Raw genomic sequence first — 12931 nt, forward strand, 5'->3', positions numbered from 1 at the left:
CCGGGCCCGACTTCCCGCGAGAGTGGGCGAGGCGGGAGGAGCCGGGATGGACGAGCGGGAACTGATAGGTCTGATCGACGCGGCGTTGGGGTTCACCGTGGACGCCGACGGCCTGCGCCGCCGCGGCAAGGACCTGGCGGACCACGCCGACGAGGTACGTCGGGTGAAGCGGGAGCTGGCCGTGGTCGACGGGCGCGGGTTCGGGTGGATCGGGCGGGAGTCCGGTTTCGCCGAGGCCTTGAAGGACTTCGCGGAAACCTTGGGCGAACGCGTCGACGGCGCGGTCTCGCGTGCGGAGAAGCTGGGCCACGCGCTCACCCAGGCGGGCACGGACTACCGGCGCGACGACCGCGACGCCGCCGAGTCGTTCCGGGGGGCGTGATGGACACCCGGCAGGTCGCGCGGCACTTCGCCGCGGAGATGATCGAGCACCGCAACCGGTTGGCGGGCAAGGTGGGCGACGCCGTAGAGGCGGAACAGGCCTTCACAACAGTCCACACAAGACTTACCGAACACCAAGACAACCAGCGCAAGTCCACCAGCTCCCTGCTGTCGGAGTGGCAGGGCAAGGCATCCGACGGCTTCGCGCACCAGGCCGACCGATACGGGAAGTACCTGGAGTCCACAGCCGACAACGCCAAGAAGGCCGCCCGAATCACCAAGAACGCGGCCCACACCCTGGACGCCGGCCACACCGCCGTAACCCGCCTGCTCGACGAGTACACCGAGAAGGCCGTCCGGGTACTGGACGCGGGCTTGGCCGTCGGCCAAAAACCCTTGCTACTACGCGCTGTCGCCCAGGTCGCCGACCTCGTGCAGCACTACACCGCCGAGTCTACCAAGCACGTAGCCGAGGTCCGCTCCCACCTCGAAGCCGCCGCCACCCACCTACGCTCCCTCCATTCCCCTCCTCCCCACCCCCACTCTTCCCCTTCCTCTCACCCTTCCCCTTCACCTTCCCCCAAAGGCAACCACCCGAACCACTCCACCGCCTCCCGGATCACCCACACCGCCGCCACCCAACTCGGCTACCGCGAGGGCTCGAACAACGCCAACAAGTACGGCCCCCAGGCCTCGTGGTGTTCGTCCTTCGCCACCTGGGTCTGGCGCCGCAGCGGCGTCAACATCCCCCTCTACCCCTTCACCGGCGACGTCTTCCGCTGGGGCCAGGGCAAAAACCTCGCTTACCACGACCTCGACAAGGCCCGCCCCGGCGACGTGCTCCTGTTCGGCACCGGCCCTCAGAGCCCCCAGACCAGCAAGCACATCGGCATAGTCGAAAAGGTCGACGGCACCACGGTAACCCTCATCGAAGGCAACTCCGGTCCCAACACCGACTCGGTCGTCCGTCGCACCCACCCCTTGTCCCACAACACCTTCTACGGCGGAGTCCACCCATCATGACCGGCCACGCCACCGAACCGGGCGTCACCGCCGAGGTCTTCCCAGGCGGCGCCCTGGCATCCCTGCACCTCACCGAGTCGGCACTACGCGACCCCGACCTGGCCGCCACCATCCTCCGCGTCATCCAAACCGCCACCACCGCCGCGAACCTCAAAGTCCTGCACCTGCTCAACGGCATAGACCCGGAACTCCTTGGCCTACAACCAGAACCGGAGGAAACCACACCGCACACCTGGAGGCACCAATGACCCTCACCGAGCGGCTGTCATCCATCACCGCCACCGCAACAGGCAACCACGGAATCAAGACAACAGTCACCGTCGACGGCCTCCTCATAGCCCTGGACCTGGGCACAACCACCTACACCATGTCCGCGTCCGCCCTCGCCGCCGAGATCACCACCCTCACCCACCGCGCCGCCGCGGACGCCCTCGCCCAAGGCATGGCAATCCTCGAACCCCACACCGGCACGGAGTTCCCCACCAACGAACCCCCAGAACCGGACTACACACCCCCAACCTGGTCCCTATCCCCGTAACCTGTACCGCGTGCGCGAACCGGCCATCACCTTCAGCGGCGCCCTCAAAATCCTCGGCCACCACGACCACAAGTGGCTGACCCGCCTGAACACCCTCTTCGGCGGAATCCTCCTCGCCACAGGCGCGGCCCCCGAGGCTTGGACCATCAGCAAACTGTGGGGCTGGGTAGACCAGAAGAACGAGAGCACCACCCTGCTACGCCAGTCCCTCGACACGGTGCAGACTCGCCTGACCAGAACCGACGGCCTAGCCCGCCACGAGTTGGTCGTCGCCGCCCACACCACAATCGTCCTGGCCGCGTTCTTCAACACCCTCCGCGACCGCGACCACGAACTGTACAAGCAGGCCGCCATCACCAATCGCGAAAAGGTGATGCTCGCCCAAAACGACTGGCCCCGCCACGGCGAGCCCCTGGTCCGCCACCTCTACACGGCCGAGGTCCCAATCCCGTCGGGCACGCGCGGCTTCGAGGAGAACGTCGCCGCCGTCCGAACCTGGGCGTCCGCCTGCCTTGAGCGCGCCACCGCCTTCCTCGCCGGCCTGGACATCGACACACCCCAGGACCAGTCCACCGACACCTTCGCCGTAGACGTGGCAGGCCGCTACCGCTCGGACTACCTAACGCTCGCCAAGACCGTCCCAGAGTTCAAAGTCTGGTCCGACACCGCCGAACACTCAGCAACCCGCACAGTCCTGGCCCGCCTGGAATCCCTCCTCACCACCCCCGGCGCAGGCACCGTCACCGACCTCCGCGAGCAACTGGGCAACATCAACCGCGCAGAACTCGCCCGTCCGGTCATCGACGCCAACACCGACGGCTACGGGATAGATGCCGTCTTCCCCTCAGTAGACGACATCTTCATCACCCCCCACTTCCGCCTGACCCAGTCCGGCCCCCACTCCCGCCTCTCCGACGAGTCCTGGTGGCGCGACGTCCCCCTAGGCGGAGACCTGGACCTCACCCTCGCCCAACACTTCAGCTCCCCCGAAGCCACCCGTCGCCCCATGCTCGTACTAGGTGACCCAGGAGCCGGAAAGTCCCTACTCACCAAGGTCTTGGCCGCCCGTCTCCCCGTGGACACCTACACCGTCATCCGCGTCCCCCTCCGCCACGTAGATGCGGACGCCGAGATCTGGGAGCAGGTCCAGAAGTCCCTCGCCTCCGCCTCCCACAACGACATCCAGTGGCCCATCCTGGCCACCCAAACCACCAACACCATCCGCGTAGTCCTGTTGGACGGCTTGGACGAACTCCTCCAAGCCACCACCCACGACCGCCGCACCTACCTAACCGAAGTCAAACGCTTCCAAGAGCGCGAAGCCGACCTGGGCCACCCAGTCTCCGTCATCGTGACCTCCAGAACCCTCGTCGTGGACCGAGTGCGCGTCCCGGCAGACTGCCCGGTCATCAAACTGGCAGAGTTCAACAACGGCCAGATCGGCGAGTGGATCCACATCTGGAACCAGGCCAACCCCGCCCTGCCTATGACCGCCGACCTATCCGAGCCCCAGCGCGACATGGCCCGCCAGCCACTCCTGCTCCTGATGCTGACTCTCTACTTGGTCGATCCCCAGACAACGACCAAGGAAGAGCTCTCGAAAGCGGGACTGTACCGCCAGCTCCTGAACACCTATGCCCGCCGGGAAGCCACCAAGCAGGCGGGACGCCCGCTGAGTGGCGCCGAACTGGACCAAGCGGCGCACGAGCAGTGGCTACGATTGTCCGCAGCCGCGCTCGGCATGTTCAACCGCGGCCGTCAATCCATCACCGCGGCAGACCTCACCAAGGACATGGACGCCCTCGGCGTTGAGGCCGCCGATGGCCATCGGGTTCTAGGCGAGTTCTTCTTCGTCCACGACAACAAGGCCATAGCGGCAGGAGAAGTCCACAGCTACGAATTCCTGCACGCCACTATCGCGGAATACCTCGTCGCCGCCCGAGCAGTCGAGGTGCTGTGCCGGATGGCCCAGGTGGCCTACGGCCTCGGGTACCCCCAGGAACCCCAGGATGACGAACTTTTCACCCTGTTCTCCCATGAGCCGTTCGCCATCCAACCACCCACAACATCCTTTATCAAAGACGAACTCTCCCACCTTGATCCCCACGACCGAGACCATGTCAGCCGGGCCTTGAGGCAGCTTCTCGCCACTTTCCGCGAACGTCAGACCAGGCGACAGTTCACCGAGTACCGCCCACTTCCCCTTGACGCTATTCGCACTATGGCGGCATACTCGGCAAATCTCTTCATACTCGCAGCGACGAACAGCGAAACCTTGCACCTTGCCGAGATCTGGCCGGACGACGATGTGTTGGGACCATGGCAGCAGGTGGTGAGCTTATGGGAGGCCGGATTGGACGCCATAGGGTTGCGGGGATTGCTTGATCTTCTCAGCTTCTCCGCCATCGATGGCACGTTGCGATCCGACTCGGCAGGCCTCCGGCGCGACTTCACCCTAGACCTGGCCTCCTTGCGAGGTGAATCAGAGATCGAGATCTACTTCGGCCGGACGCTGACCGACCCGACTGGATTCTTTCCCGAATCGGCCATGCGGTCGAAATACTTCACCGCCACGACCCTACTTCGCTTGATGATCGGCGACATAAACAACACGTACGAACCGGAGGACTACCTGGATGGTCTGACCGAAATCGACGATCCCGCCATGCACGAGCAACTCTTTGCAGTCTTCAGCAGAATTGGCGCGACAATCAGCAGCTATTTCGCATACGAATTGCTCGGCATACTCACCCGAAATCCGGCACCGATCAACGCTCACTACACGGCGTTGGCGGTTGCCGAGGCCGCCCACCCTGGCTTACTCGAGGAATTACAAAGCAGTCGCGAAGACTGGCGCACAGGCTGGGCAGAAATCGTAGACCAGGCGATCGCGGCCGACCCCCTGAAGTTCAGCGCGACCGCCCAATACCTGGCTTCCCTGGACACCAACGCCTGGTGGAAGCTGGTGGGTCAGTTGTCGTGACTGAAGCGGTAGACCGTCTCGCCATCGAGTAGGTGCCGGAGGCGGGCGGCTCGGTCCGGCCACTGCCAGGACTTCTCCATCCACCGCCTGCCCGCAGCGCCCATCTGGGCAGCCTTTCCCTTGTCCACCAACAGGTCCGCGATGTGCTCGGCGATCTTCGAGACCTCGCGGCCGTGCACCACATGGCCGGTTTCACCGTCCAGCACCGTCTCCGGAGCACCGCCGGAGTCCCCCACGATCACCGGCAACCCCGTCGCCGCCGCCTCCAGGAAGACGATCCCCAACGCCTCCACGTCCAACCCCTTGCCGTGCGTCCGACAAGGCATCGCGAAGACATCCCCCACCGCGTAGTGGGCGGGGAGTTCCTCCCACGGAACCGAACCCGTGAAAACCACGTCTCCACCCGCCTGCTGCGCCAACGCCTCCAGCCGGGGACGGTACGGGCCGCCGCCTACCAGCAACAACGCCGCATCCGGGACGCGTTTGCGGATCTCCGGCAGGGCGCGAATCAGCACATCCTGCCCCTTGCGCGGCATCAGCCGGGACACGCAGACAATCACCGGGCGGTCTCCCAACCCGTGACGGGCTCGGATCTCGGCCCGGGCAGCCGGATCCGGGCGATACACCTCAGTGTCCACTCCGGACGGTAGAAGCTCCAGGGCGGCCTGCGCGCCGAACGCGGCGGCGAACCGGCCCCGGGTGTACCGGCTGACATACGTGATCACATCCGTCGTACTACCGATCCGACGGATCGCCTGCCGCGCGGCGGGCAACATCGACCAGCCCACCTCGTGCCCGTGCGTACTCGCGACGATCCTCCGCGCGCCCGCGCGCCGCAGGCCCGGGCCCAACAGGGCCAGGGGGGCGGCGGCGCCGAACCACACGGAGTCGCAGCCCTCGGCGCGCAGGATCTCGCGGGCCCGGCGGGCCACCGACGGGGTCGGCACCATCAGCTTCCCCGGGTGGCGGACCACCTGGAACGGTTGGGCCGCGTCGAAAGCCGCCGCGCCGTCCCAGGCCGGTGCGTAGACCACCAGTTCCTGACCCGGCAGCCACTTCGCGAAGGAGTGCAGGTACGTCTGGATGCCCCCCGGCCTCGGCGGGAAGTCGTTGGTGACGAGGAGCGTCTTACGCACCTTCCCAACTTAGACCCGGGGGTGCGCGGACTCCCCGGCGCCCACGTGACCGGAGACACACCGTGGGCCTCAACCGGGCGGCGGTGGTGCCTAGGCCGGACTTTCGGGGTGCGCATTGTCGGCCGGGCGGGTACTTGATCAAGCAAGCAGGTGGACTTGGTCGCGGGTGTCGCCCCGCCGACCTAGGATTTGCGCGTGGCCAGCAGGGCGAGGGCGAGGGCGTGGTTGAGCGCGGCTGTCGCCGTTGTCGCGTTGGCTGGTCTCACCGTCGCGTCGCTGCCGCACCAGCCGGTCGCGTCGCCCGAGGCGCAGGTCAGGCAGGGGCAGCCCCTGGGAGCGGTGCCGCCGCCCACCGAGCCCGAGGACACGGCGCGCGCGGGTGCGATCACCGAGCTGCTGCACCGGCGGGCGGATGCCCTGGTCAGACGTGACGAGGCCGCTTTCACCGCGACCCTCGACCCACAGGCCGAACCCACCTTCCTGGAGGCGCAGCGGGCGCTGTTCGCCAACCTCGGCGACGTCCCCTTCGACGCCTGGTCCTACATCCTCCGCCCCGACGACACCCTCGACCTCACCTCGCTGCCCACGCCGGTCGCCGACCCTTCGGCCGAGCTGTGGGCGCCGGGGGTCGAGCTGCGGTACGCGCTGCGCGGCATCGACCAGATGCCGACCACGCGGACCATGGGCTACCTGTTCGCCAAGCGCGCGGGTGCCTGGTACCTGCGGTCGGACACCGCGCTCAACGACCTGGGCAGGCGCACGTGGCGCGGGCCGTGGGACTTCGGGCCGTGCGTCGTCGCGACGACGGAGAACGGGCTGGTCCTGGCCCACCGCGGCAGCCAACCGATGGTCGACCGGCTGGTCCGCGAGCTGGACCCGTCGGTGCGCGCGGTGAGCGAGGTCTGGGGCGACGCGTGGCCCAAGCGGGTCGCGCTGTTCCTGCCGGACAGCCCGGAGGAGATGCGCGCCCTGGTCGGGCCGGACTTCCCGGTCGACTCGGTGGTCGCGGTGGCCATCGCCGACCGGGTCGACACCGCCAAGCACACCGCCACCGGCCAACGGGTCGTGCTGAGCCCGGCGGGTGCTCGCGCCCTGTCGCTGTCGTCGCTGCGGGTGGTGCTCCGCCACGAGATCACCCACGTCGCCGCCCGCGCCGCCACGGTCGACGGGTCACCGATGTGGCTGCTGGAGGGCTTCGCCGACTACATCGGGTACCGCGACAGCGGGATAACGCTGGCCCAAGGCGCCCCCGACCTGGCGCGGCGCGTGCGCGAGTCCGGCCCGCCGAGCACCCTGCCCGACGACCGCGAGTTCCGCGCCCGCGACCGCAGCCTCGACCTGGCCTACCAGCAAGCCTGGTCCCTGGCCCGCTTCCTCGCCGACCGCTTCGGCGAGCCCCGGCTGATCTCCCTGTACCGGGAGCTGGCGGGCGCGGGCCCCATCTCAGCCAGCGAAACCGACGAACTCCTCCGCCGCGCCATCGGCCTGGACCGCGGCGGCCTCCTCGCCGAGTGGCAGCGCTACCTGCGCCTCACCCTGCGCTGACCTCCACCCACCCCGCCGCCTCAGCCCCGCCGCACCGCTCCCCGTTCATGATCAACTTCTATCCGGCATCCATCCACATGCCCCGTACCAATCCACAGGAAATCGCCGAGCCTCCCCCGCCACCCCCTCGCCGATAAGCTGGAGCAGGGCTGTCCCCCCGGTGGAGGGCGGGGGCTGTCCTGGGGGCGGGGTGGGGCGGTTCAGCAGTGAGCCTGAGTCTCGGACCTGGTTCGACGGGGTTTGACAGTTGCTGATCGTGGTGGACCAGCGAGCCCGCGATCGGCCGTGCCGGGCGCGCTCGCCGATCGAGGTGTGGCTCCCCAGGTCGGAGGTGGGCGGACGGCCGCGCAACGGAAGGCGCAAGCCTGGGACCGTATGGGCGGGACCTGGGCGTCAAGCCGGAAGGCCGGCTGCGCCAGCGCCGGGTCCGCACGGCGATCCCGAAACGGCGTGACCGGCAAACGGGCCGCGGATCTGCTGGTGGACGGACCACCCGACGTCGATTCGACGGCGTCGAACGCCGATTCGATCAGCTCGAACATGATCGACCTGGCCGCGGACAACGCGTTTCGGCTGGTGAGGGTGCTGGTGGAGGCGCGAGCGGGCGGGCCCGGATTGGGCAGGGGCGAAAAAGACCGTGACCGGGACCCGTTGGTTCGGGTCCCGGTCACGGTCGTGGACTTGCGGGTCGTCAGCCGACGATGCGCTTGGCGCCCAGGTAGTCGCGGCCGCCGCCGTCAATGGTGTCGGTCTTGACCGGGACGCCCGAGGTGGAGGCGTGGACGATCTTGCCGCCGCCGATGTACATGGCGACGTGGTGGATGGAGCTCGCGCTGCCGCCGTAGAACAGCAGGTCGCCGGGCTGGAGCTCGCTGCGGGACACGGACTTGCCGTAGCCGTACTGGGAGCGGCTCGAGTGCGGCAGGCTGACGCCCGCCGCGGCGTAGGCGTACATGGTCAGGCCGGAGCAGTCGAAGCTGTTCGGGCCCTCGGCGCCCCACACGTAGGGGTCGCCGCGCTGGGCGAGGGCGACCTCCATGGCCTTGCCCGCCGCGCCGGCGGGGGCCAGGTAGACGCCGTCGTCCTTGGGACCCTCGAGCTCCTTGGTCTCCTTGGGCGTCAGCCGGGCCTTCGCCGCCAGGACGGTCTGCTTCTGGGCCTCGAGGTCCTGGGCCGTCTTGGTGATGTCGGCGGTGAGCTTCTCCGCGGCGGCCTTGGCCTCGGTGGCGCGGCGCTGGCCGTCCTCCGCGAGCTTGCGGGCCTCGGCGGCGGTGGTCACAGCACCGGTGTACTTCGACAGCGCTTCCTGGTTGTCCGCGGCGAGCACGTTGAGCGCGGAGGCGCGCTCGAGGAAGTCGTCCGCGGAGGTCCCGGTGAGCAGCGCCGAGATCTTGTTGAACCGGGCACCCTGGAAGGAGGCGCTGGCCAGCGCGTCGACCTGGCCGCGGAACTGCTCCTCGAGGGCCTTGGCCTGCTTCTCGTTGGCGGCCGCGACGTTGACGTCGTTGGTCGCCTTCTCGAGTTCGGCCTTCTTGACCTCGAGGTCGGCCTTGGCCTTGAGCAGGTCCTCGTTGACCTTCTCGGCCTGCTTGCTCAGGTCCTGGTACTGCTTGACCGCCTCGGAAGCGTTCGTGGGCGGGGCCGGGGGCTGGGCGTACGCGGGGGAAGGCGAGAAAGCCACCACGGCGATGACGGCCGTGACACTCAGCGCACCACGCTTTGCACGTTTGAGTCGATGCGACGACACGTCGCGCGTACTCCTTCGTCCGTCTTACCGCCGACGGGGCCGCCTCGGTGCCCACGGGCCGGTGCGGCGCCTTTCGGCGCCCGGCCCGAGTTCGGCGCGAGCGGGAGTGCCGCTGCGGCCCGATCGAGGAGCCCCACCATGAGGGGAGTCCGGTTCAGCCCGGGGAGACAGGCTGATTTCGGCGGCGATCTCGCGTAGCCACCCTCGGGGTGGGCGGCTGCCTGCCGCGAGATCTCGGACAGGTTACGAAAAGTGAGCCCACGCGTCCACCGGCTCGGGCGAAAAAGGGTTGTCGGTCGTCGCAAAACACCAACGGAGCAGTCTCGACTGCCCTCTGTGACAGTGACAACAGCACTGTTCACCCGGGTGGTGAACCGCTCGCCGACCGAACCGACCACTCATCGCGCCGCCGGATTCACCCGGGCGTGTCGGGGCGGTTCACGCCGACTTCTCGATCGGAATGAGCCGCAGCCGGGGCACCAGACCGGCCCCGGCGAGCGCGTCGATGGCGCTGCGCTCGGAGTCGTCGAGCTCCACGGTGGGCGGCGCGCCGAGCAGCACCGTGATCACGCACTCCTTGCACGCGTTGCCCCGGACCTCGCAGGTGTCGCAGTCGATGATCATCCCTGGCCCCTTTCCACGCCCGTGCCTGTCGATGTCGATCTCTCCCGGTCGAGATTAGGAGAGGGGACCGACAATTTCGCTCAGGTGTTCGAAGGGTTCACCCGATCGGTGGCGATCAGGGGCCGGTGTATTCCCAGTGCCACGGTTCCTCGCGGCCGGCACCCGGCCTGGCCCAGGGCGGATTCGACCATCCGAAACGGGGCGCGTTCGCGATCATCCACGCGTATTCGGCGGTGCCGTGGGACTGCACTCCGCCGCACAGGTCGACGGCCAGTCCCCAGCCGTGGTTGCTGGTTCCCGGAACGGCGGCCAGGGCCGGTTTCGAGGCGTAGAGGCGGACTTGCGCGGCGAAGGGGCGATAGGAGTCCGTGAGGCAGATCGGGGTGCCGAAGGAGGCTTCGTGGTAGGACGACATGGCCTTGAACGCCTCTGCGGCGTCGCAACGCAAGACGTGGGATGCCTGACCGACGGGACACAACGCGGTAAGCGGGATGAGGCCGTTGGGGTAGCCACCCCAGGCACCGACAGCCTCACCGGCACCGCGAGGGGGCAACTCGACCCCACCGCAGCGCCACGCCAAGCCGCCGTCGGTGGCCTTAGGGACGGGCTGGGGCGCCCTCTGCGGCAGGGTGGGCCTACCGAAGCCAAGGGTGTTCTCCCTGGCCGGTAGATCCGCCACGACCACACCGGCCAACCGAGCGTCGGCGGCCAACATCGTGTGTTCGTCCAAGACGATGCCGACGCCCTGGGCACCGAGGCGGGCCGGTCCGAGGAAGACGACGTCACCGGGGCGTGGGTCGGCGACGGGCGTAAGAACCGCCATCTGGTCGCCTACGGCGCCGGGGAGGGCTATGCCGCTCGCGGCGTAAGAGGCGCGCACAAGGCCATCGCAGGAGTAGGCGGTCGGTCCTTCGCCTAGGGGGACGTACGGCTTGCCCAAGGCGGCGATGGCCGTGTCGACCGCTTTGACGGTCTCGGCGGGGAGGACCAGCAGCCGTTCGCCGTTGACGTCGGCTTGGGCGACCCCCGGTTGCGGCGCGCCGTCGGCACCAGTGACGGGTAGCAGACCGGCGGGCATGGTTGCCGGGTTGCGAATTGTGGCCACAGCCGGTGGGGTGATCCCGGCCGCCGCGAGCCGCCCGGTGTAGGCCCGCCAGTTGGCGGCGGTGGCCGCGTTCCGCTCGCTCTGCGCCTTCTGCCGCGCGATCACCGCCTGGTTGGTGGCGTCGACCTGGCCGCGCATCTCGGAGGAGACCGCCGCCGCCCGGTTGGTCGCGTCGGCGGTCCGCCGGTCGAGGTCGGCCTTGCGCTCGGCGGCCGTCCGCTCCGACGTCGTGGCCGCGTTCTCGGCGTCGGCCGCCGCCCGCTGACGGCCGAGCGCGGCACCCAGGCGGCGGTCGAGGTCGGTGCGCAGGCGGGCGACCAGGTCGCTGCCGGTGAGGAAGTCCTCGGGGCTGTCGGCGGTGAAGAGCACCTGGAGTTCGCTGGGGGCGGAGGTCGTGGCGAAGTAGGCGGACAGGAAGGCGTCCACCTCACCCCGCCGCTCGGCGACGACCCGGTCGGCGGCCTCCCGCGCGGACCGCGCCTGGGCCGCGCGACCGGTGGCCAGGCGAACCTCGTCGTCGGCCTGCCGCACCCGCCCGGCCAACTCGGCCAGCTCCCGCTGCACCCCGCCCGCGGTCCGCTGCAACTCCGCCACCTTGGGGTCGGCGAACGCCTCGCCGGGCCGCGTATCCCCCACCACGACGCCGGGCCCGACCCCGGACTCGTCCCCCGGCCCCTGCGCCCCCGCCGCGGGCCACACGCCGCCGCACACCAGCACCCCGACAGCGACCCCGACCGCCCCGCGAGCCCGCCACCGCCGCTGCAAGATCACCCCACCACCAAACCACGCCCGCCCCAAGACATACCCCTGCCCACCCAGGGGGCCGCCCCGATTCCAGGCTATCGGGGCCTGAGCTGCGGAAACAAGGGAGCGAAGTGGGGTTGGGGACAGAGTCGAGCCCTGGGGATCAGTTGAGTGCAAACGGACTACCGCGCGCGGAATCGAGCGGCGCAAGACAGGAAAGGGAGCAGACCGGAGCTGGGGCGCGGCGGGTCAGGGTTTCTTGCGCAGGACGCCCGTGGTGATCCACTGAACGGCCAGGGCCGCCAGGTGCACCGCCGCCTCCGCCTCGGCCTGGGTCTGCTCGCGGGAGTTCGCGCCGCCGCCGTGGCGGGAGCGTTGGCCGGTCCAGAGTTGGTTGAGCAGGGTGACCACGGGGTCGATCGCGGTGGGGCGGTCGTGGCTGTCGACCAGGACCAACTCCCACTTGGCCGACTGGTTGACCAGGTCCTTGCACACCGACCCCAGCGACGCCCGGGTGTTGGTCGGCGAGACGACCGGCACGAACGCGGACTCCACCGCGCGCACGGCGTCGCGGTAGGCGGCCGACGGGTCGGGGTGGATGCCATAGGCGTTCCCCCACGCCTTGCGGAGCAGGTCGCTCACCTCGCCCGCGGCACCCCGGATCGCCTGGTTGGCAGCCTCGCTCACCGTCTCGTCGACGCGCCTGATCAAGCCGTGGCCGGCGGGGTCCAGGGTGTACGCCGAGCCGCCCGCCTCCAGCATCACGCCCAGTCGGCCCGCCAAGTCCCAGTCACCAAGGCCGAACGACACCCACCGGACGTACAGGACGGCGTCGAGGACCTCCAGCAACTGCTCCCCCGTCGCCGCCTTCAACGCGGCCGCGTACGAGAAGCCCGACGGGTCGCGGCGCGGGTGCAGTCGCAGCCGCAGGGCCACTTCCTGGCAGATGCCGTCGTGCGTGCGCCCGTCGACGGAGATCGCTTGCCGCAGCCACTGGCTGACGGCCAGTTCGAGGTGGTCGGGAACCCCTTCGAACAGCACCTCGTCCGGCGGTTTGCCCGCCAGCCGGGTGCGCAGTGGCTGGAACGGCGGTGAGTCGCCCACG

The 12931-nt window shown here is 69.0% G+C and carries 11 protein-coding genes; 6 read left to right on the forward strand and 5 right to left on the reverse strand.

Annotated elements, in window-relative coordinates:
* Positions 1-46: 46 nt before the first annotated feature.
* From CLV40_RS28680 to CLV40_RS28700, 5 genes are read left to right on the forward strand one after another with little or no spacing between them, the layout of a single operon-like run.
* Positions 47-382, forward strand: coding sequence for a hypothetical protein (locus CLV40_RS28680; RefSeq protein ID WP_104482122.1), 336 nt, complete (start codon positions 47-49; stop codon positions 380-382).
* Entirely contained in the window at positions 382-1404 is a 1023-nt protein-coding gene (locus CLV40_RS28685; RefSeq protein WP_104482123.1) for a C40 family peptidase, read from the forward strand. The genes CLV40_RS28680 and CLV40_RS28685 overlap by 1 nt, the downstream gene beginning before the upstream one ends.
* A complete protein-coding gene (locus tag CLV40_RS28690) occupies positions 1401-1652 on the forward strand; it encodes a hypothetical protein (protein ID WP_104482124.1) in 252 nt (83 codons plus the stop codon). Before CLV40_RS28685 ends, CLV40_RS28690 begins: the two co-directional genes overlap by 4 nt.
* On the forward strand, positions 1649-1942 hold the full coding sequence (locus CLV40_RS28695) for a hypothetical protein (protein ID WP_104482125.1): 294 nt from the start codon (positions 1649-1651) through the stop codon (positions 1940-1942). Before CLV40_RS28690 ends, CLV40_RS28695 begins: the two co-directional genes overlap by 4 nt.
* A 10-nt stretch (positions 1943-1952) precedes the next feature.
* Positions 1953-4925, forward strand: coding sequence for an NACHT domain-containing protein (locus tag CLV40_RS28700; protein ID WP_104482126.1), 2973 nt, complete (start codon positions 1953-1955; stop codon positions 4923-4925).
* Here the strand turns inward: CLV40_RS28700 and CLV40_RS28705 are convergent.
* Positions 4913-6061 carry a glycosyltransferase family 4 protein gene (locus CLV40_RS28705; protein ID WP_104482127.1) on the reverse strand — a complete coding sequence of 383 codons (1149 nt, stop codon included), beginning with the start codon at positions 6059-6061 and terminating at the stop codon, positions 4913-4915. The two genes, CLV40_RS28700 and CLV40_RS28705, sit on opposite strands and share 13 nt — an antisense overlap.
* A gap of 195 nt (positions 6062-6256) precedes the next feature.
* Here CLV40_RS28705 and CLV40_RS28710 point away from each other — a divergent pair, with 195 nt between their 5' ends.
* On the forward strand, positions 6257-7606 hold the full coding sequence (locus CLV40_RS28710; RefSeq protein WP_104482128.1) for a gluzincin family metallopeptidase: 1350 nt from the start codon (positions 6257-6259) through the stop codon (positions 7604-7606).
* Between the two features lie 691 nt (positions 7607-8297).
* Here CLV40_RS28710 and CLV40_RS28715 read toward each other — a convergent pair.
* The 4 genes from CLV40_RS28715 to CLV40_RS28730 form a co-directional block, all read right to left on the reverse strand.
* The gene (locus CLV40_RS28715) at positions 8298-9287 is read right to left on the reverse strand and encodes a C40 family peptidase (RefSeq protein WP_245931628.1); all 990 of its coding nucleotides are present in this window, start codon (positions 9285-9287) and stop codon (positions 8298-8300) included.
* A gap of 504 nt (positions 9288-9791) precedes the next feature.
* Positions 9792-9977, reverse strand: a complete 186-nt coding sequence (locus CLV40_RS28720; protein ID WP_104482130.1) for a hypothetical protein — start codon at positions 9975-9977, stop codon at positions 9792-9794.
* Between the two features lie 115 nt (positions 9978-10092).
* A complete protein-coding gene (locus CLV40_RS28725; protein WP_245931629.1) occupies positions 10093-11853 on the reverse strand; it encodes a D-alanyl-D-alanine carboxypeptidase family protein in 1761 nt (586 codons plus the stop codon).
* A gap of 222 nt (positions 11854-12075) precedes the next feature.
* Entirely contained in the window at positions 12076-12930 is an 855-nt protein-coding gene (locus CLV40_RS28730; protein WP_104482131.1) for a hypothetical protein, read from the reverse strand.
* Between the last annotated feature and the right edge of the window lies 1 nt (position 12931).

The organism is Actinokineospora auranticolor (assembly GCF_002934265.1).
Classification (GTDB): Bacteria; Actinomycetota; Actinomycetes; order Mycobacteriales; family Pseudonocardiaceae; genus Actinokineospora; species Actinokineospora auranticolor.

Coding starts and splice junctions, on each gene's coding strand:
- CLV40_RS28720 (WP_104482130.1), bottom strand. CDS start 9,977: ATGATCATCGACTGCGACACCTGCGAGGTCCGGGGCAACGCGTGCAAG.
- CLV40_RS28690 (WP_104482124.1), top strand. CDS start 1,401: ATGACCGGCCACGCCACCGAACCGGGCGTCACCGCCGAGGTCTTCCCA.
- CLV40_RS28695 (WP_104482125.1), top strand. CDS start 1,649: ATGACCCTCACCGAGCGGCTGTCATCCATCACCGCCACCGCAACAGGC.
- CLV40_RS28685 (WP_104482123.1), top strand. CDS start 382: ATGGACACCCGGCAGGTCGCGCGGCACTTCGCCGCGGAGATGATCGAG.
- CLV40_RS28680 (WP_104482122.1), top strand. CDS start 47: ATGGACGAGCGGGAACTGATAGGTCTGATCGACGCGGCGTTGGGGTTC.